Below are 18248 nucleotides of genomic sequence, written 5' to 3'. Positions count from 1 at the left end.
TCGAGCACGCCGCCGATGCCGGCGCCGCCGGAGATGTGCACGCGCTTGCCGATCTGCGCGCAGGAGCCGACGGTGGCCCAGGTGTCGACCATGGTGCTTTCATCGACATAGGCGCCGAGATTGACGAAGGACGGCATCAGGACGACGTTCTTGGCAATGAAGGCCGAGCGGCGGACGATGGCGCCCGGCACCGCGCGGAAGCCGGCGTCGCGAAAGCGGTTCTCGCCCCAGCCCTCGAACTTCGAGGGCACCTTGTCCCACCAGGTCGCCTTGCCGGGGCCGCCGGGAATGACGCCCATGTCGTTGAGGCGGAACGAGAGCAGCACGGCCTTCTTCAGCCACTGATTGACCTTCCACTTGCCGTCAGCGCCGCGCTCGGCAACGCGCGCCTCGCCCTTGTCCAGGATCTCCAGCGACTGGTCCACGGCCTCGCGCACCTCGCCCTTGGTCGTGGTCGAGACGCCGTCGCGCGCGTCGAAGGCGCCGTTGATGGTGGATTCGAGGGCTGCAAGGGACATCGGGATTTCCTCTAGGGAGCGAGAATTTTGATGGATTGGGGCGCTTTTTCGGGATTTGGAAAGGTCAAGTCAAGCGCACATTCGTGGTTGCCGGGTTTGTCTCGGCCATCCTCCACGGTCATTCCGGGGCGATGCGGAGCATCGAACCCGGAATCTCGAGATTCTCCGGTGCGCAATCGCGCACCGTAGTTTGCCCTTCGGGCGCCCCGGAATGACGGTGGCCGCTACGGCCTCACCGCAGCGCCGCCAAGAACCGCGTCAGATCATCCGTGACGTGGTCGACATGGGCGGCGTCCCGGCCCTCCAATTCCCAATCCTCGCGCACCACCTCTTTCGTTCCATCCGGCACCACCAGCACCGTGGTCATGCCGAGCTGGTGCGGACGGTGAGGTTGCGGGCGAGGTCCTCGAACATGGCGGCGCGGGTCGGATCGACCGCATGCTGGCTGAGGAATTTCTGGTAGGTCTGCGGCGCCGGCTTGGGCTCGAATTCGGCGGCGATGATGTCGAACACGCCGTCGAAATGCGAGGCGAAGCCGAGCCGCGCCAGCACGGCGTCGACATGATCGACCGAGCCGTTGGTGAGGATCAGTTTTCGCCCCGGCAGCTTTGCGATGGCGGCGCCGAGCGCCGGGTTCGGCTCCAGCGGCGAGTGGTCGATCTTGTGGACGTAGGCGAGATAGTCGTCGGCGGAGACGCCGTGCAGGGTCATCATGCCGCGCATCGTGGTGCCGAAGCGGCGGTAATAGTCCTTCTGGATCGTCCGCGCGTCCTCCGGGCCGACGTTCAGCCAGTTGCAAACGAACTCCCCGATCCGCGCATCGACCTGCTGCCACAGATTGATGTGATGCGGATAGAGCGTGTTGTCGAGATCGAACACCCAGGTGTCGACATGGTTGAAGGTGCGGGGGGAGGTCATTGCCGGTCTCTATATCCCATAAGCGGACGTCGCCTCATTGCCAAATCTGGTGGCTATGGGTTCCTGCGTTCGCAGGGACGACAGCGGAGATTGTGGCGCATGCGCGCTCATCGAACCAACACCATCACGGCACGGCAAACCGCAGCGTCTTGCCGCCGCTCGACATGTCCACCGCGCCAAAACCCGTTGCCGAAAATCCGCGCGCGCCGCAATCGGTCTGCTGATTGGTCTCGAACTTGGTTTCGCGCGTGCAGAGCTGCCTGTCGCCGCCCCAGTTCAGCGGCCGGTCCTTCAGCTTGATGACCCGGTTGTCGGCGTCCACCGCTTCCGCGAAGCTGAAGATCTGCTTCGGCTGGCCGGTCACATCGGGGTGCAGGCAGGTCTTGGGATCGATGCGATACCAGCCGCGGCTGGTCACGGACTTGCCGTCGTCGGTCGCGATCGCCGCCATCACCTTGTGCGGCGTGTCGTTGCACCAGGTCAGGCCGGTCGCAGACGGCGTCTGCACGGCGTCGACCATGGCCTTGAAGAAGTTCGGCGAGGCCAGGATGTCCGACGATAGTCCGCGGCTCTTCAGGAAGGCGGCCAGGGCGGCCTGCGTCTTCGGCCCGTCGACGCCATCGATCGGCGCTGCATCGTAGCCTGCGATCACCAGCAGCCGCTGGATGCCGGCAAGGCGTGCCTGCTCGTCGTCATATTCGGAGTCCTCGGCGAGATAGGCAATGAGGTTGCCGTCCGCCCCTTGCGTCGGAGTCACTTGCGTGAAGGCGGCCTGGGTCTGGCCACTGCGGCATTGCCGCGCCGCGGCGATGACGAAATTGTCCTGCGCCACGCACAGCATGTCGCTGCCGCTTTGCGGGATCGGGGAAGCGCCGTAGACACCGAGCGCGCGGGCATTGAGCAGGATGCGGTCGGCGGTCAGCGTACCCTGCACCACCACGCGGCAACTGGCGGGATCGATCCTGAACCAGCCGCGCGTCGCGGTCGCCGCCTTGTCGTCGATGCCGATGGCGGCCTCCACGACATAGGACATGCGGTTGCAGATCTTGAGGTCGGCGAAAGCCGGCGCGGAGGAGAAGAAGAGCGAGACGATCGCCGCCGGCAGCGTCATGAGGAAGTGCGTCAGGAGCGAGCGGCGGTGTCCCACCCCCGTCATTCCGGGGCGATGCGAAGCATCGAACCCGGAATCTCGAGATTTCCGCCGCTCGCGTTCGCTCATCACTTGTGGATCAGCGTTCCCGTGCCCTGGTTGGTGAAGAGCTCGAGCAGCACCGCGTGCTGCATCTTGCCGTCGATGATGACGACGCCCTGCACGCCCTGCTCCAGCGCGTAGATGCAGGTCTCGACCTTCGGGATCATGCCGCCCGAAATGGTGCCGTCGGCGATCAGCTTGCGCGCGTCCTTGACCGAAAGCTGCGGGATCAGCTTCTTCGACTTGTCGAGCACGCCCGGCACGTCGGTGAGCAGCAGGAGGCGCTTGGCCTTCAGCGCGCCCGCGACGGCGCCGGCAAAGGTGTCGGCGTTGACGTTCAGCGTCTGGCCCTCCTTGGAGGTGGCGAGCGGCGCCAGCACCGGGATCAGCTCGTAGCCGATCAGCTGGTTGAGCAGCGTGAGGTCGACCTTCTCGGGATCGCCGACGAAGCCGAGATCGATCGCCTTCTCGATGTTCGAGCCCGGATCGACGATGGTGCGCGTCGTCTTCGACGCCTTCACCATGTTGCCGTCCTTGCCGGATAGCCCGACCGCCTTGCCGCCGGCCTCGTTGATATAGCCGACGATCTGCTTGTTGACGGAGCCGGCCAGCACCATCTCGACGATCTCGATGGTCGCAGCGTCGGTGATGCGCAGGCCGGCGGCGAATTCCGAGGCGATGCCGAGACGCTTGAGCATGGTCGCGATCTGCGGCCCGCCGCCGTGCACCACGACAGGATTGATCGCGGTCTGCTCGAGCAGCACGATGTCGCGGGCGAAGTTCTTCGCGGTCTCCTCGTCGCCCATGGCATGGCCGCCATATTTGATGACGATGGTTTCCTCGTCATACTGCTGCATGTGCGGCAGCGCTTCGGACAGGATGCGGGCCTGGTCGAGCGGAGAGATGTCGGTCATGTCGGATCTCGCTGGCGGGACTGTCGGTGCGCGTTCTATCCGATTGGCGGAGGCAGCGCAAAGCGCTCTTGCCCTCCCCTGGAGGGGGAGGGTCGATCGCGCGCAGCGCGAGCGGGGTGGGGTGATCTCTCCACACGGGCACTGCTTCTGTGGAGAGACTGTCACCCCACCCCGCTACGCATTTCGCTTCGCTGCATGCGTAGCGACCCACGGGCGAGCTGCGCTCGTCCCGGACCCCTCTAGGGGAGGGTAAGAAAGAGCCTTACTTCCTCGCCGCCACCGCGGCCACACTCACGGCCAGCCAGCTCAGAATCATCACCGTTCCACCCGTCGGCGCAGCATATGGAAACAGCGCGTGCCCGGCATATTGCCGCAAGGTGAGGTCGCCCGCGAACAGCGCGGCTCCGATCACGAAGCCGAACGCCGCCACGAGTCCAATTCCGCCGTGCAGAAGGCCGCGTGCGAGCAAGGCGACAGTCGCGAGCATGGCCGTTGCATGAAACAGCAGCATGGCGCTGGCGGAGGCAAGCCGGCTGGCGTCCGCCCCATGGGCGGAGGCGGCGGCCAGCGCGACGCCGGCGGCGCCCATCAATCCGGCAAGCCCGATCAGCACGCGATACGCCACCATTACGCGGCCCGCTCTTCAAGCAGCTTTGCCATCGCGGCACGAAGGCTCTCCATGCCGGTCGAGCTGCGTGACGAGGTCGCGAGCACGGTCGGGAACGCGGCCGGATGCTTGGCCAGCGCGGCCTCGGTCTCGGCGATGCGCGCCTGCAGCTCGGAGGCCTTCACCTGGTCGGCCTTGGTCAGCACGATCTGGTAGCTGACGGCGGAACGGTCGAGCGTCCCAAGCACTTCGAGGTCGACATCCTTGAGGCCGTGCCGCGCGTCGATCAGCACGTAGACGCGCGCCAGCGAGGCGCGGCCGAGCAGGAATTTGTGGATCAGCTCGGTCCAGGACGCGACCTGGCTCTTGGGCGCCTTGGCATAGCCGTAGCCGGGCATGTCGACGAGCCGCAGGTCGGTCTTGCCGGGCACCTCGAAGAAGATGAGCTCCTGGGTGCGGCCCGGCGTATGCGAGGTGCGCGCCAGCGCGTTGCGCCCCGTGAGCGCGTTGATCAGGCTGGACTTGCCGACATTCGAGCGGCCGGCAAAGGCGATCTCCAGCCCCGCCATCGGCGGCAGCGTTTCGATCGAAGGCGAAGCCCAGATGAACTGCCAGTCACGGGCGAACAGTTTTCGTCCGGCTTCGATCAGCTTCGCATCTTTGTCGTCGGTCATGCGAAGGCTTTCGGTTGTTTGCCGCGTCATTGCGAGCGAAGCGAAGCAATCCAGAATGCCTCCGCGGAAACAGTCTGGATTGCTTCGTCGCGTCGCTCCTCGCAATGACGGGGAGTTACGTCGCTTCAGTCGTCACTTTTTTTTTGAACAAGCTGCGAATGTTGTCGAGCAGCTCCACCTTCACGCCGTTGCGGCGCATGATGTAGCTCTGCTGGACCACCGAGAGCGTGTTGTTCCAGGCCCAGTAGATCACGAGGCCTGCCGGGAAGCCCGCCAGCATGAAGGTGAAGATCAGCGGCATCCAGTTGAAGATGAGCTGCTGCGTCGGATCGGGCGGCGTCGGGTTCAGCTTCATCTGGAACCACATCGTGATGCCCATGATGATCGGCCAGATGCCGAGATGCAGATAATGGCCGAACACCGGAAGCGTGGTCGGATCGACCGGGATCAAGCCGAACAGGTTGAAGAGATTGGTCGGGTCCGGCGCGGAGAGGTCCTTGATCCAGCCGAAGAAATGCGCGTGCCGCATCTCGATGGTGACGAACAGCACCTTGTAGAGAGAGAAGAACACGGGGATCTGGATCACCACGGGAAGACAGCCGGCGACCGGATTGATCTTCTCCTTGCGGTAGATCTCCATCATCTCCTGCTGCTGCTTCACCTTGTCGTCGGGGTAGCGCTCCTTCAGCGCCTGAAGCTGCGGCTGGATCGACTTCATCTTCGCCATCGAGGCATAGGACTTGTTCGCCAGCGGGAAGAACAGGAGCTTCACGATCACCGTCACGAGCAGGATCGAGATGCCGAAATTGCCGAAGAAACGGTAGAAGAAGTCGAGGCCGAGGAACATCGGCTTGGTGATGAAGTAGAACCAGCCCCAGTCGATCAGCAGATCGAAGTGATTGAGGCCGAGCGCCTTGTTGTAGCCGCCGAGGCCGGCGAACGGAAACACGCCGACGACGCCGGCTTCCTTGGCGCCCGCGAACAGCCGCGCGTTCGCGGTCGCGGTGCCGCCGATCGCGACGGTGACGGGGTCGAGCAGATAGTCGGTCTGGTAGGTGTGGACGTTGCCGACCGGGTTCGACGAGAAGCGCGCCTGGAGCTGGGCACTGGTGTCGGGCAGCAGCGCCGAGGCCCAGTACTTGTCGGTCATGCCGAGCCAGCCATTGGTGGCCTTGAAGTTGACGGACTTGGCTTCGTCGATCTTCTTGTAGGCGTATTCCTGCAAGCCATCGAGATAGCCGATCAGGCCTTCATGCAGGATGTAGTAGCCGGAGACCTGCGGCGCGCCGTGGCGCGAGATCAGCGCGAACGGATAGAGCGTGACAGGCGCATTGCCGACATTGCTCACCTCGTCCTTGATGGTGAAGAGATAGTGGTCGTCGACAGCAATGGTGCGGCGGAAGGTGAGGCCCTCGCCATTGTCCCATTTCAGCACCACCGGCGTCGTCGGCGTCAGGCTGCCACTGCCGTCCTGCTGCCAGACAGTCTGCGCGTCCGGCAGCTTGGCCGTCACGCCCGTTGCCGGCACCCAGCCGAACTCGGCGTAGTAGGGCTCCGCCGTGCCCGAGGGCGAATAGAGGACGATCGGCGGCGACTTCGGGTCGACCGTTTCGCGGAACTGCACCAGCGCGATGTCGTCGATGCGGCCGCCTTTCAGCGAGATGCTGCCGGCAATCCGCGGTGTGTCGATCTTCACGCGCGGGCTGGCTGCGATCGCGGCATCGCGGGCGATGACCGGCTGGGCCTGCTGGCTCGCGGCCGGCGTTGCCGGTTGAGTCGCGTTGCCCGTCTGCGGCGCGGCACCGGGTGTCGCGGAGGCGGTCGGCTGCGGCGTGGTCTTCTGGAGCTCGGCCTGGACCTGCTGCTGGGCGCGCTGCTTCTCCATCTGCGGCACGTTGTAGAAATACTGCCAGGCGATCAGGACGAGGCCCGACAGAATGACGGCGAGGATGGTGTTGCGATTGTCGGTCATCTCGAATGTCTCGTCATCAATCCGGTTTGCGGCTGGCAGCGGGAACGGGGCCGGGCCTCTGGCCGCGCGTCTTGGCCGTATGCCGCGCGGGCTTCGTGAACGCTATGCGCAGATCGTCGAGCATGGTGCCGAAGTCGCGCGAGAGCGCGCCCCTTCGCCCGACCAGGACATAATCATGATGGGGCTGCATCGACACCGGATCGAGCCGCTTCACCAATTCGCGAAGCCGGCGCCGGATGCGATTGCGCTCGGGGGCGTTGCCGTTCTTTTTGGTGACGGTGAAGCCGATCCGGATTGGGCCAGAATCATCGCGGCGGCGGCTTTGCAGGACAAACGCGGGGCTATTCACCCGCGCGCCATTGGCAACGGCGAGGAAATCCGCCCGCTGCCTCAGCCGATCCATGATGAAATCCCAAAAAGGGGGTCCGGCTCAGGCGCTCAGACGCTTGCGGCCGCGGGCGCGGCGGGCGGCGAGAACCTTGCGGCCGCCGGCAGTGGCGAGGCGGGCGCGGAAGCCGTGACGGCGCTTGCGCACCAGTTTGCTGGGTTGATAAGTCCGCTTCACGGGTTTTTCTCCGCTGACCGGGCAATTTGCCTGTAGAATTGATGGTAAAGTCCGGAAGATGCGGCCCAAAACGGGCCCTTTCCGGCCCCAAGAGAGCCGCTCCCGGTGTCTCACCGGGTCATCGCGGACAATTCGCGCGGCTTATAAGGGAGCGCCTTGTTTTCGTCAACGCCGCACAAGGGCGCGATTTTCGTGAATATCGCTGTTTGTGTGGGGTTTTTAACCCTTGAGGTGGCGACTCGCGATATCAGCACATACATCCCACCTTGGTAGATTAGCGATCCGTAATTTGACCGGACTCCGGGCGGGCCGCATCCTCCATCAGCCAAGGCCAACAGGGGCGAATTTCGTGGTAGCCACAGATCGCCAGCCGATCCAGGATCTGGATCAGCCGGAGCAGCCGGCGATGCGTCCCCGCGGGACGCGCGGGCTCGGGCTGTCTGGCAAGCTGCTGCTGCTCACCATTCCCCTGGTGATGATCGCCGCCGTGCTGCTCTACGTGCCGGCCATCGCCAATTTCTGGGTCAACCGGCTGAACGACCGCGTTGCGGCGGCCAACACGGCGGCGCTGGTGCTGGATGCGGCCCCGCTCGGCATGGTCCCCGATTCGCTGTCGCGCCAGATTCTCAAGAGCATCAATGCCCGTGCGGTCGCGATCAAGATGGGCCAGCAGCGCCGACTGCTCGCCAGCGACAATCTGCCGACTGCCATCGAGCACGATATCGACCTGCGCGACATGACGGCCTGGGAGGCGATCACCGGCTCGTTCCGGATGATGCTGGAAACCGGCAACCAGGCCATCCGCATCGTCGGGCCGGGTGTCGGCAATGCCCAGTTCATGGAGATCGTCACCGACGAGCTGCCGCTGCGGCAGCAGATGTACCGCTTCTCCCGCAACCTCGTGGTGGTGGCGCTGATCATCGCGGTGCTGACCGCGGGCCTCGTCTATCTCGCGCTCCATTATCTCTTCGTGCGGCCGATGCGCCGGCTGACCGCGAGCCTGGTCGGCTTCCACGAGAACCCGGAGAGTTCGGCCGGGATCATCGTGCCGAGCCAGCGCAGCGACGAGATCGGGGTGGCCGAGCGCGAATTGTCGGACATGCAGCGCGACCTGATGTCGATGCTGCATCAGAAGAGCCGGCTCGCCGCCCTCGGCCTCGCCGTCTCCAAGATCAATCACGATCTGCGCAATCTGCTCGCCTCGGCGCAGCTCCTGTCGGACCAGCTGGCCAGCGTGCCGGATCCGCGGGTGCAGCGCTTTGCGCCCAAGCTCGTGCGCTCGCTCGAGCGCGCCATCGCGTTCTGCCAGTCGACCTTGTCCTATGGCCGCGCCCAGGAAGCCGCGCCCGACCGCCGCATGATCCTGATCGAGCCGGTCGTGCTGGAGGTGCGCGAGACCGCGGGGCTCGCCAACGACGCCTCGATCGCCTGGGTCGCCGCGATCGAGCGCGGGCTCGCGATCGATGCCGATCCCGACCAGCTGTTCCGCGTATTGCTCAATCTCGTCCGCAACGCCGCCCAGGCGCTCGAAAGCCATGCGTCGGGTGAGGGCCGCGTGCAGCAGATCCGGATCACCGGAAAGCGCGAAGGTGCCGTCGCCATCATCGAGGTCTCCGACACCGGCCCCGGCGTCCCCCAGAAGACCCGGGAGCACCTGTTCGAGGCCTTCCAGACCTCCGGCCGCCCCGGCGGCAGCGGCCTTGGCCTTGCCATCGCCGCCGAGCTGGTCCGCGCCCATGGTGGCGACATCCACCTGGTCGAAGGCACCATCGGCGCCACCTTCCGCATCGTCATTCCCGACCGTCCCGTGGAACTGCTCTCCATCCGCAACGAGCGGGCGAGGGCGTAGTCGGCCAAAGGCCGCGATCTCCATCACTTCCGTCATTCCGGGGCGGCGCAGAGCGCCGAACCCGGAATCCCGAGGTTTTGAGCACGAGATTCCGGGTTCTCGCTTCGCGAGCCCCGGAATGACCGGGCGGAGATCGTCATTTCTCTGCAAAATCTCTCCATCCCGGACCTTGCCAACGCCGGCAAGAGCGGTTAGTCAAAGCGCTCTTTCGCACCCCTCCCGGCCTCCGGGAGATGCGTCGCGGGTCATGCCCGCCATCGCTTTTGCGAAAACGCGCCCGTAGCTCAGCTGGATAGAGCATCAGACTACGAATCTGAGGGTCGGACGTTCGAATCGTTCCGGGCGCGCCATTCTTCGACGGAAGGTCAGGACAAGGCAGCATCTGGTCGCCAGACGGGCCGAGACCGGATGGCCGCGCCGTGTGAGGAGCTTGGATGAGGATATCGCAGGCGTTCAAGTTCGAGGCGGCGCATCGGCTGCCAAACGTGCCCGAGACTCACCGGTGCAGCCGGCTGCATGGCCACTCCTATCGGGTCGAGGTCCAGCTGGACGGTCCGGTGGACCCGCACACCGGCTTCGTCGCAGACTTCTTCGATATCGAAAAATGCTTCGCCGACATCATGGGCGCGCTGGACCACCATTGCCTGAACGAGATCGAAGGCCTCGAGAACCCGACCGCCGAGAATATCGCGGTCTGGATCTGGGACCGGTTGAAGCCGAGCCTTCGCCAGCTAGCGGCCGTCCGCGTCTATGAAACGGCGGACTGCTGGGCCGAATATCAGGGGCGGTGACGACAGCTCTTGTTTCAACGTCCCGCCAGCACCTCCTTGCACTTGGCCGCGAAGGCGTTGAGGTAGGAGCCGAGTTCGCTCGCCAGCGCATCGGACCGGTCGACGTTCTGCAGGCTCATGTTGAGTGCGTAGACCGGAAGCCCGTCGAGCGCGATCGGCGTTGCAACGGCGAGAACTGCGGGCTGCCACGACACGGCGCAATAGCCGTCGCGTTCGACGGAGCTGATCGATCTCCTGACCTCCGCGAGCAGGGCCTTGGTGGCCGCCGCGCCGCGCCGCTTGAACTGCTTGAGCAACCGCTCGCGCTCGGTCTCGGCAATGCCGGCGAGGTAAGCGCGCCCCAGCGACGTCAGCTCCATCGGGACCTGCTGCCCGGCGACCACGTTGCGCAGCGCCGCGCGCGGGCTGTAGCGGATCGACTCGAGATAAACCATCATGGTTCGATCCGCGGTAGCCAACCCGACGTTCAACCGGCGCTTCGCCGATTCCGCCCGCATCATCGGTCCGATCGCGTTGAGCACCGGTGATCCCGTCCGCATCGCGTGACCGATGCTGATGACGGACGCGGCAAGGCGGTAGCTCCGCTCGCTGCGGACCTCGTCGAGCATTCCGGAATTGACCAGCGTTCGCGTCAGCCGGCTGACCGTCGATCGCGGCAAGCCTGTTCGCTCCGCGATCTCGCCGTTACCCAGCGTGTCGACGCCGGGCCGGAATGCCCGGAGGATCTCGATGCCCCGTTCGAGCGACCGGTTGCCGTCAATCCCGCCCGCAAATCTGCGCGCCTGCGTCACATCCAGCCTCCGCGGCATTTCCACTCAGTGGAATTAAGGGGATGTTCCGGCGGGTGCAAGCCGCTAACAGCATGGGCAAGAAGAATGCCCGGCCGCGCTGGGGCTCGACGAGGAACGGCACGGCCCGAACAGGCATTCGATATCCGCAATGCGTCGCGGTGATCGATCCGACTCCAACCACGGAGCCTGCCATGTCTTATCAGCTCATCGAATTCTCCGTCGGGGCCGGCGTCGCGACGATCGCCTTCAACCGGCCGGAACGGCGCAACGCGATGAGCGATGAGATGCGCGCCGAATTCCTCGATGCGCTCGAAACCGTGGCTCGCGACAAGGCGATCAAGGCCATGGTGCTGACCGGGCGCGGCAACGCCTTCTGTGCCGGCGGCGACATCAGCGGAATGAAGCGCCGGCTCGAGGCGCCGCAGGGCGAAGTCGCATTCAACGGATGGAGCCGTCAGCAGGGCGTGCATCACGTGCAGTCGCTGCTGCTGGGCCTGCCGAAGCCGACCATCGCCGCCGTCAACGGCGCCGCGGCGGGCCTCGGTGCCGACACCGCGCTGGCCTGCGACTTCGTCATGGGCACGGAACGATCGAAGTTCACATGGTCCTACATCAAGCGCGGTTTGATACCCGACGGCGGCGGCCTGTATTTCCTGCCGCGCCGGGTCGGCCTTCCCAAGGCCAAGGAGCTGATCTTCACCGGCCGCCTCGTCGAGGCTGACGAAGCGCTCGCGCTCGGCATCGTCGATCGCAAGGTGGCGGCGGCCGAGTTGCTGCCGGCCGCGCAGGCCTGGGCGGCCGAGCTGGCTCAGGGGTCTCCCACGGCGCTGGCGCTGGGCAAGAAGATCCTGAACGCGACGTTCGAGCATTCCGCGCACGACATTTTCGATCTCGGCAGCCAGGCGCAGGCGATCTGCTACACCAGCGCGGAGCATCGCGACGCAGTGGCGGCCTTCCTCGCGCAATCCTCGTCGAAGGCTTGAGCGATGAATGCGATCGAACGCCTGATCCGACCGCGCAGCATCGCCGTGATCGGGGCATCGGCAGATCCGGGCAAGACGTCGGGGCGGCCGGTGTCTTATCTCCAGAAGCATGGCTTCGCGGGTGCGATCTATCCCGTCAATCCCAAGGTCGAAGAGATCGGCGGTCTGACCTGCTACCCCGACATCGCCTCGCTGCCCGATGTGCCTGACGTCGGCCTCGTCCTGCTCGGCGCCGAGCGCGCGCACATCGCGGTGCGCGAATTGTCCGAGCGCGGGGCCGCTGCTGCGATCGTTCTTGCCAGCGGCTTCACCGAAGCCGGGGCCGAAGGCGCCGCGCGCCAGCAGCAGCTCATGCAAGCCGCCGGCTCGATGCGGATCCTCGGGCCGAACACGATCGGCCTCGTCAATCTCACCGATAACATCGTGCTGTCGGCGTCGGGCGCGCTGGCGATGGATGATTTCCCGGCGGGATCCATCGGATTGGTTTCGCAAAGCGGGGGCATCCTCGGATCCCTGCTGTCGCGCGCCGCGGCGCGCGGGATCGGGCTGTCCAAGCTGGTGTCGACCAGCAACGAGGCCGATCTCGAGCTCTCCGACTTCATCGACTTCCTCGCCGGAGACGCTGCGACCGGCGTCATTGCGCTTTATATCGAGGCAATCCGCAATCCGCTTCGTTTTCGCGAGTCGGTCCTTCGGGCGCGCCGCGCCGGCAAGCCTATCGTCGCCTTCAAGATCGGGCGATCGGAGGCGGGCGCACGGGCGGCAGTCTCTCATACCGGCGCGCTGGCCGGCTCCGACCGCATGTACGACGCCCTGTTCAGGCAGCTCGGCGTGATCCGCGCCAGGACGTTCGAGGACCTGCTCGACATTCCCGCAGCCCTTGGCGCGGGGCGCAAGCTTTCCGGCCGGCGCGTTGCGATCCTCACCTCGACCGGCGGCGCCGGCACGATCGTGTCCGACAGTCTCGGCGTTGCCGGCTTTGCAACCCCGGCTCCCGACACTGAGACGGCCGCACAATTGCGCAGCCTCCAGTCCGGCTCGCACGCCAATCTCGATCGCAACCCGATCGACGTGACCCTGGCCGGTCTGCAGCCGGATCTGCTGCGCGCCGCGATCCGTATCCTGCTCGCAAGTCCCTCCTACGATGCGCTTGCCGTCATTGCCGGCTCGTCGGCCGTGGGATCGCCGGCCCTGATGGCCGATGCCATCCACGACTGCCTGCCGCTGAGCGACAAGCCCGTCATTGCCTATGTCAGTCCCCATGCGCCCGAGGTGGTGTCCGTCCTCACCCGGCGCGGCGTCCCCGCCTACACGTCCGCCGAGAGCTGTGCTGCGGCGCTCGACGGGCTTTTGCGCGCCGGAATGCCGGAACAGGTCCAGACATCCACCTCGCCCCTGACGACGGCCGACGCCAGCGACGTCCCGGCTGGATCGCTCGACGAAGCGCAGGCCAAGGAGCTGTTCGCCCGCTTTGGGATTTCTGTCGCGGCAGAGAAGATGGTTGCAACGGCGAGCGAAGCGGAACAGGCGGCGCGCGACCTCGGTGGCCGGGTCGTGCTCAAGATTCTCTCGCGCGAGATCGCGCACAAGAGCGATGTCGGCGGCGTCGCGGTCAACCTGACCACTGAAACGATCGGCGGCCGCCTGACGGCGATGGCAGATGAGGTCGAGGCCAGGACCGGAACGCGGCCCGACCAGTTCCTGGTTCAGGAGATGATTTCAGGCGGCGTCGAAATCATTCTCGGAATGCACCGCGATGCCCTGGGAACGGCGATCCTCCTCGGAATGGGCGGTGTCGCGGCCGAACTGTTCAAGGACACGACGATGCGTCTGCTTCCGCCGGAAGGCGGCCTCGGTCTTTCCGAGGCTCGAGCGATGGCGCGCGATCTCGTCGCCTGGCCGCTGCTGGACGGCTTTCGGGGCCGGCCGAAATGCGATGTCGAAGCGCTCGCAGAAGCGGTCGTTGCGTTCTCGCGCATGGTCGCGCAGCTCGGTGATCGTCTTGCGGAGGCCGAGATCAATCCGGTGTTCGTGCTGCCGGCGGGCCAGGGCGTGAGGGCGGCAGACGGATTGGTTGTTCTCAATGTCTGAACAAAGTGGGATGGAGCTCCAGATGGCGAGTAGCGGAATCATCAATCACGACGGCACGCGCGGAAAGGATGTCGCTGTGCGGCAATGGCTCGATCTCGGCATCCTCGCCTGTGCGGTCGTCGCGGCGCTCGCGGTGACGCCGGCGCGCGCCGAATATCCGGAGAAAATCGTCAAGATCGTTGTGCCTTTCGCGGCTGGCGGCGGGACCGACATCATCGCACGAACGACCGCGCAGGAAATCCAGACGGATCTCGGCAAGTCCGTCATCATCGAGAACAAGCCGGGCGCCGGGACCATCATCGGAACCCAGACGGTGGCGACGAGCGAGCCGGACGGCTATTCGCTGCTGATGGCGACTTTCGCGCACGCGGTCAATCCGAGCCTGTACAACAAGCTGCCGTTCGATCCGCACAAGGATTTCGCGGCGGTCTCGCTGATCGCGCGATCCTTCAACATCGTCGTCGTCAACCCGGCCTCCAGGATCAACTCGATCTCCGACTTGATCACCGAAGCGAAGGCCAATCCCGGCAAGCTCAATTTCGGGACGTTCGGCACCGGCACCTCGGCCCATCTCGCGGGCGAGCTGTTCAATGCGATGGCGAAGGTCAAGATGACGGCGGTGCCCTACAAGGGCGCGGCGCCTGCGATCAGCGATCTCCTGGGCGGACAGATCGACGTGATGTTCACCACCGTGGCGAGCGCAGCCTCGCTGGTGGCCGCGGGTCAGCTCCGGGCGCTGGCCGTCACGTCTGCCGAGCGTTCGGCGGCATTTCCGCAATTGCCCACGATCGCCGAGGCCGGGGTGCCCGGCTATGCCGCCGAGTCCTGGTACGGCTTGTACGCTCCCGCCAGGACGCCCGCTCCGGTGATTGCGCGTCTCAATCAGGCGATCGCCAAGGCGGTTCAGTCCGGTGCCTTCAAGAAACTGGAGGCGAACGAAGGCCTCATCATGGTCGGCAGCGCTCCGGAAGAGCTCGATCGCTATGTCGGCCGGGAGGAGGAGCGCTGGCGCAAGCTGATCAAGGACGCGAACATCGAGGTGCAATAAGCTTGGCGAATCCAGCAAACATCCGGGACCGCTCAGCGGCCCCGGATGCTGTCCGACTATAACGTTAGCCCGCAAGCCTGCCGGATCGCGATCTGAACCGGCGAAGGGGGCAGCGCCGGATCGAACTCACCCCTCGGCAGCAGCGGAGGCTGGGCCATGAAGCGCGGCCGTTTCCCGCGGTGAGGCTGCGCGGCATGAACCAGGAACGGGTGGCACAAATAGACGCTGCCTGCCGCGCCGGTCGCCAGTTCAACCTCGCAATCTTTCGTCGATGCCCAGTTCTCGGAAGCCAGCTGCCGGAGAGACGCGCCTGCCTCGCCGTAGGGCAGCAGCTCCCGCGCGATTGCGGCATGCGAGCCTTTCCGGATCCGCGTGGGTGCATCGTCCGGGCCGACATCCGAGAACAGGAAGAGCATCAGCAATGCGCGTCCGCTGCTCTTCACATTGGCGCGCCACTCCATGAAATCCGGATCGGTGGTGCCGAAGCTCATGTCCACGTGCCAGCCGTCATCACCAGGGGATTCCGCCGAGGGGAAGCGGATCGGAAAGGTCCCGAGGCCCCTGGGCGCAAGCCAGCGCCCTTCGCCCACGAGTTGATCGTAGGCTCTGTGCAGGGGTGGCGCATTCGCGGCTTCGATGAATGGGGGCGAAGCCTTGGACCCCACCCGGACGACGGGTCGAGTCCAGTTGTCGGGTTGGTCCGGCGACAGACCAATATCCGCCCACAGCTCGTCCCTGCATTGCTTTGCAAGCCGGATGCTGAAGGCATTCTCGATCTTGACGAAACCGTTGTTGATGAAGTTCTGGACCTGACGGGGCGTCAGGCCAGCCTGTTCGGTCCTGGGCATTGCACATTCTCCGTTCGGCTGCCGCATCAAGCGCAGCCGGTTTGATCCGATCGGCGCAGATGCGCCGGAACGACTTTCTGCCGTTCAGATCAGCGGGAAGAATGTGGACGTGAACATCATGGTGGGAACGTATAGCGCGGCGGAGCGCGAAATCAAGACACGTCCGCCGCTCGGCGAGTGCATGCCGCAGCTTCACGCGCGCGTCATGGGCAGGGGTGGCGTAGACCGTCGTAGCCCAAATAGGTCCCTGAGCCGGGATCGTAGGATCGATAGCGCTGCGCGCAATAGGACGCGGCGTTGGCTTGAGCCTGGCTACTGGCGATTGCGCCGCCGATGATCGCGCCCGCCGCGAGGCCGCCGAGTACGGCTGCGCCAGTGCCGTAATGGCCGTGATAGTGCCTGTGGCCGTAACCATACCCATGTCGGTATCCATGTCCGTACCCATGCCGGTACTGGACCTGCTGCACGCCTGAGTCGGGACCGGGATCGCCGATCGGCAGCGGCGCCGCGAGCACCGGCGAGGCAGCCGTCGAGAGCATTGCTCCGGCGGCCGCGAGGACGACGAAAGTTTTACGCATTGTCATGTCGCGCTCCATTTTTGGTGAGGATGCAACGGCGGCCTGCCCGCTAGGTTCCGTCGACGCGGGGCCAGCAAGGTGCTCGCTGCGAATTTCGGAACACCCTGCAGAACGACGCGGCTGTCTGTCCTCGTCCACTTGCATATCTCTCATTCGGAGACGGAGAGAACGGTCAGCCCCCTGGTGCGCTTGTCCGGCGTCTCGAAATTGATCCGCTGTCCCGCCGAGAGGCCGATCAGGGCCGCTCCGACAGGCGTCAGGATCGAGATCCGACTGTGCTCGATGTTGGCTTCATGCGGATAGACCAGCACGATCTTCCGGCTCGCCCCCGTCTCGTCATCGCGATAAGTCACCTTGGAGCCCATCCTGACCACGCCGCGCAAATCGTTCTCTTCTGTGACCGTCGCGCGTTCCAGTTCACGAGCCAGAAACTGGGCGACGCGGGGAAACAGATCCATGGTCGAATTCGCCAGCGAGCTGAGACGCCGCGATTCGTCTTCTGCAATCTTGATCGGCGGCAACGCCGGCTGTTCGGGCCGAATCTCGGCTTCGAAGTTGCGCATTTGATTTCTCCTATGCTGCAGTTGGTCCGGGATCGTCATCGAGCGGCCCGCTGCGCCGCCGCGCCTGGAAGAAGGGGACGACGTTTGGACTTGGCTGGGTGACGTTCTGAACCCTGACGACGTTCAAACTCCCGGCGACGCAGTAGGGCATTTGATCGTCGACCTGCAGTCCGATCAAAGCGGCTCCCAACGGCGTCAGGACCGAAATGCGGGCGGGATCCGACCAACGCTCCTCGGGCCAGACCAATTGCACGGTGCGAAGCGGAGCGCCCCCATTCGTGCAATAGGTGACCCATGATCCCATGGTCACGAGCGAACGGACATCGTTCCAGTCGTCCGCCACGATGTCGGCGCGATTGATCTCACCCGAGAGGAATATCCCGTCCACATCACCTTTTTGGGCGGCAATGCGAGCAAGCTGTTCGAGCCGCGGATAGTCCGATCCGATGAGCGTTATTTTTGGAAGAGGCAGCACGGCACACTCCTTCTGCTTCAATACGATCTCGCGGGTGGAGATCACGAAAGCTGGAAAAGAGCCCGGACGGCGCGAACACCGTCCGGCTAACCGCCTGCTTGGAGGCGGCCGGCGTGAAGACCAAAACGCGCTGTGCGCGCATCTATGTCGACGAAATATGCCATGACATACTGACTATAGTGGTTCATTTCGCCGGAAACATTGCGGCGAAACCGCACAGCCGCGAACGATGAACCCTCGCAGCAGGCCGTCATTTGACGGCGACCTGTGCTTCAGTTTCTACAGCGCAGGCTTTCACCGCAGGCCCCGTTCGTCGATCAGAATGCGGTGGATCTCGATGCGTTCCGGCAGCTCGACCAGGAATTCCGCGTCTCGCGCGAGATGATGGACCTTGGTCGGCTCGCCCTTGGTGAAGGCCGTCATGGTCTCGATGTCCGACCAGTAGGAAATGGTCGTGAACCACGTCTCCTCGGCACGATCCTCGCGCAACTGCTGCACGCCGAGCGTGGTCTTCAGCAGCGGCGGAATACCTTCGGCTTGCCGATAAGCCTGGTAGGCGTCGACGTGTCGCGGCGTCTCCGTGCTCGGCGGCGCGTTGGTGACGGTGCCGCCGCACGGTCATTGATCTGAAACAATGATGGTCTTCCGTACGAATGCTAGGGCGAGTCGCAGTTCACGGCGTAAGGCCCCCCAGGCCGGTCAAGACAATCTCAGCGCGTGATGGAATCCGAGGGCTCGATGGGACGACTACTGAATATTGTGACGCCGCTGCATACGGCGACCAAGCGCGACTACATGGCCCGCATGAACGACGACAAGATCGGCTGCTCGCTGAAGGCGCGGGAATACGAAGCCGATTATTGGGACGGCG

The 18248-nt window shown here is 64.8% G+C and carries 18 protein-coding genes, 1 tRNA gene and 2 pseudogenes; 6 read left to right on the top strand and 15 right to left on the bottom strand.

Going from position 1 to position 18248, the window contains the following annotated elements; genetic code table 11:
* From IC50_RS20625 to rpmH, 9 genes and pseudogenes are all read right to left on the bottom strand, one after another.
* The coding region (locus IC50_RS20625) for a 2,3,4,5-tetrahydropyridine-2,6-dicarboxylate N-succinyltransferase (RefSeq protein WP_035708849.1) at positions 1-518 on the bottom strand (518 nt) is incomplete at its 3' end.
* A gap of 232 nt (positions 519-750) precedes the next feature.
* Positions 751-1436: pseudogene (locus IC50_RS20620) on the bottom strand (pyrimidine 5'-nucleotidase).
* Positions 1437-1560: 124 nt separating this feature from the next.
* Complete coding sequence (locus tag IC50_RS20615) at positions 1561-2547, bottom strand: DUF1036 domain-containing protein (RefSeq protein ID WP_035708868.1); 987 nt, start codon at positions 2545-2547, stop codon at positions 1561-1563.
* Positions 2548-2654: 107 nt separating this feature from the next.
* Entirely contained in the window at positions 2655-3542 is an 888-nt protein-coding gene (argB, locus tag IC50_RS20610) for an acetylglutamate kinase (protein ID WP_035708847.1), read from the bottom strand.
* 262 nt (positions 3543-3804) lie between these two features.
* Positions 3805-4170, bottom strand: a complete 366-nt coding sequence (locus IC50_RS20605) for a DUF423 domain-containing protein (RefSeq protein ID WP_035708846.1) — start codon at positions 4168-4170, stop codon at positions 3805-3807.
* Positions 4170-4823 (bottom strand): ribosome biogenesis GTP-binding protein YihA/YsxC, encoded by a 654-nt coding sequence (yihA, locus tag IC50_RS20600; protein WP_035708865.1) that lies wholly within the window; start codon positions 4821-4823, stop codon positions 4170-4172. Before yihA ends, IC50_RS20605 begins: the two co-directional genes overlap by 1 nt.
* Before the next feature lie 115 nt (positions 4824-4938).
* Positions 4939-6795 (bottom strand): membrane protein insertase YidC, encoded by a 1857-nt coding sequence (gene yidC / locus IC50_RS20595; protein ID WP_035708844.1) that lies wholly within the window; start codon positions 6793-6795, stop codon positions 4939-4941.
* A 16-nt stretch (positions 6796-6811) separates the two neighbouring features.
* Positions 6812-7198, bottom strand: a complete 387-nt coding sequence (gene rnpA / locus IC50_RS20590; protein ID WP_035708841.1) for a ribonuclease P protein component — start codon at positions 7196-7198, stop codon at positions 6812-6814.
* Positions 7199-7225: 27 nt separating this feature from the next.
* Positions 7226-7360, bottom strand: coding sequence for a 50S ribosomal protein L34 (gene rpmH / locus IC50_RS20585; protein ID WP_008542748.1), 135 nt, complete (start codon positions 7358-7360; stop codon positions 7226-7228).
* 406 nt (positions 7361-7766) lie between these two features.
* Between rpmH and IC50_RS20580 the strand changes: the two genes are divergently transcribed.
* From IC50_RS20580 to queD, 3 genes are all read left to right on the top strand, one after another.
* Positions 7767-9209, top strand: a complete 1443-nt coding sequence (locus IC50_RS20580; protein ID WP_050991046.1) for a sensor histidine kinase — start codon at positions 7767-7769, stop codon at positions 9207-9209.
* 273 nt (positions 9210-9482) lie between these two features.
* Positions 9483-9559 (top strand) — tRNA-Arg (locus IC50_RS20575).
* Between the two features lie 84 nt (positions 9560-9643).
* A complete protein-coding gene (gene queD / locus IC50_RS20570; RefSeq protein ID WP_035708838.1) occupies positions 9644-10000 on the top strand; it encodes a 6-carboxytetrahydropterin synthase QueD in 357 nt (118 codons plus the stop codon).
* Positions 10001-10014: 14 nt separating this feature from the next.
* Here queD and IC50_RS20565 read toward each other — a convergent pair whose 3' ends face one another.
* Positions 10015-10791 (bottom strand): IclR family transcriptional regulator, encoded by a 777-nt coding sequence (locus tag IC50_RS20565; RefSeq protein WP_035708863.1) that lies wholly within the window; start codon positions 10789-10791, stop codon positions 10015-10017.
* A 191-nt stretch (positions 10792-10982) separates the two neighbouring features.
* Between IC50_RS20565 and IC50_RS20560 the strand changes: the two genes are divergently transcribed.
* From IC50_RS20560 to IC50_RS20550, 3 genes are read left to right on the top strand one after another with little or no spacing between them, the layout of a single operon-like run.
* On the top strand, positions 10983-11774 hold the full coding sequence (locus IC50_RS20560; protein ID WP_035708862.1) for an enoyl-CoA hydratase/isomerase family protein: 792 nt from the start codon (positions 10983-10985) through the stop codon (positions 11772-11774).
* 3 nt (positions 11775-11777) lie between these two features.
* A complete protein-coding gene (locus IC50_RS20555) occupies positions 11778-13865 on the top strand; it encodes an acetate--CoA ligase family protein (protein ID WP_035708836.1) in 2088 nt (695 codons plus the stop codon).
* 22 nt (positions 13866-13887) lie between these two features.
* Positions 13888-14913 carry a tripartite tricarboxylate transporter substrate binding protein gene (locus IC50_RS20550; RefSeq protein ID WP_035708859.1) on the top strand — a complete coding sequence of 342 codons (1026 nt, stop codon included), beginning with the start codon at positions 13888-13890 and terminating at the stop codon, positions 14911-14913.
* A gap of 56 nt (positions 14914-14969) precedes the next feature.
* Here the strand turns inward: IC50_RS20550 and IC50_RS20545 are convergent, their stop codons facing one another.
* From IC50_RS20545 to IC50_RS20525, 5 genes and pseudogenes are all read right to left on the bottom strand, one after another.
* On the bottom strand, positions 14970-15761 hold the full coding sequence (locus tag IC50_RS20545) for a phytanoyl-CoA dioxygenase family protein (protein ID WP_035708834.1): 792 nt from the start codon (positions 15759-15761) through the stop codon (positions 14970-14972).
* 203 nt (positions 15762-15964) lie between these two features.
* Positions 15965-16345: a BA14K family protein gene (locus IC50_RS20540; protein WP_193374142.1), complete on the bottom strand. Its 381-nt coding sequence runs from the start codon at positions 16343-16345 to the stop codon at positions 15965-15967.
* 143 nt (positions 16346-16488) lie between these two features.
* Positions 16489-16902: a nucleoside diphosphate kinase regulator gene (gene rnk / locus IC50_RS20535; RefSeq protein ID WP_050991045.1), complete on the bottom strand. Its 414-nt coding sequence runs from the start codon at positions 16900-16902 to the stop codon at positions 16489-16491.
* A gap of 10 nt (positions 16903-16912) precedes the next feature.
* The gene (locus IC50_RS20530; protein ID WP_035708854.1) at positions 16913-17398 is read right to left on the bottom strand and encodes a GreA/GreB family elongation factor; all 486 of its coding nucleotides are present in this window, start codon (positions 17396-17398) and stop codon (positions 16913-16915) included.
* Between the two features lie 273 nt (positions 17399-17671).
* Positions 17672-17950: pseudogene (locus IC50_RS20525) on the bottom strand (hypothetical protein); the annotation flags it as partial.
* Between the last annotated feature and the right edge of the window lie 298 nt (positions 17951-18248).

Source organism: Bradyrhizobium genomosp. I (2014) (assembly GCF_000261685.1).
Lineage (GTDB): Bacteria > Pseudomonadota > Alphaproteobacteria > Rhizobiales > Xanthobacteraceae > Bradyrhizobium.
Note: the sequence above shows the minus strand (reverse complement) of the source record. Positions and strands in the feature narration are given on the sequence as shown.

Excerpts from the sequence above, each read along its gene's own strand:
- IC50_RS20615 (WP_035708868.1), bottom strand. The coding sequence starts at position 2,547 with ATGACGCTGCCGGCGGCGATCGTCTCGCTCTTCTTCTCCTCCGCGCCG.
- argB (WP_035708847.1), bottom strand. The coding sequence starts at position 3,542 with ATGACCGACATCTCTCCGCTCGACCAGGCCCGCATCCTGTCCGAAGCG.
- IC50_RS20605 (WP_035708846.1), bottom strand. The coding sequence starts at position 4,170 with ATGGTGGCGTATCGCGTGCTGATCGGGCTTGCCGGATTGATGGGCGCC.
- yihA (WP_035708865.1), bottom strand. The coding sequence starts at position 4,823 with ATGACCGACGACAAAGATGCGAAGCTGATCGAAGCCGGACGAAAACTG.
- yidC (WP_035708844.1), bottom strand. The coding sequence starts at position 6,795 with ATGACCGACAATCGCAACACCATCCTCGCCGTCATTCTGTCGGGCCTC.
- rnpA (WP_035708841.1), bottom strand. The coding sequence starts at position 7,198 with ATGGATCGGCTGAGGCAGCGGGCGGATTTCCTCGCCGTTGCCAATGGC.
- IC50_RS20580 (WP_050991046.1), top strand. The coding sequence starts at position 7,767 with ATGCGTCCCCGCGGGACGCGCGGGCTCGGGCTGTCTGGCAAGCTGCTG.
- queD (WP_035708838.1), top strand. The coding sequence starts at position 9,644 with ATGAGGATATCGCAGGCGTTCAAGTTCGAGGCGGCGCATCGGCTGCCA.
- IC50_RS20560 (WP_035708862.1), top strand. The coding sequence starts at position 10,983 with ATGTCTTATCAGCTCATCGAATTCTCCGTCGGGGCCGGCGTCGCGACG.
- IC50_RS20555 (WP_035708836.1), top strand. The coding sequence starts at position 11,778 with ATGAATGCGATCGAACGCCTGATCCGACCGCGCAGCATCGCCGTGATC.
- IC50_RS20550 (WP_035708859.1), top strand. The coding sequence starts at position 13,888 with ATGGCGAGTAGCGGAATCATCAATCACGACGGCACGCGCGGAAAGGAT.
- IC50_RS20545 (WP_035708834.1), bottom strand. The coding sequence starts at position 15,761 with ATGCCCAGGACCGAACAGGCTGGCCTGACGCCCCGTCAGGTCCAGAAC.
- IC50_RS20540 (WP_193374142.1), bottom strand. The coding sequence starts at position 16,345 with ATGACAATGCGTAAAACTTTCGTCGTCCTCGCGGCCGCCGGAGCAATG.
- rnk (WP_050991045.1), bottom strand. The coding sequence starts at position 16,902 with ATGCGCAACTTCGAAGCCGAGATTCGGCCCGAACAGCCGGCGTTGCCG.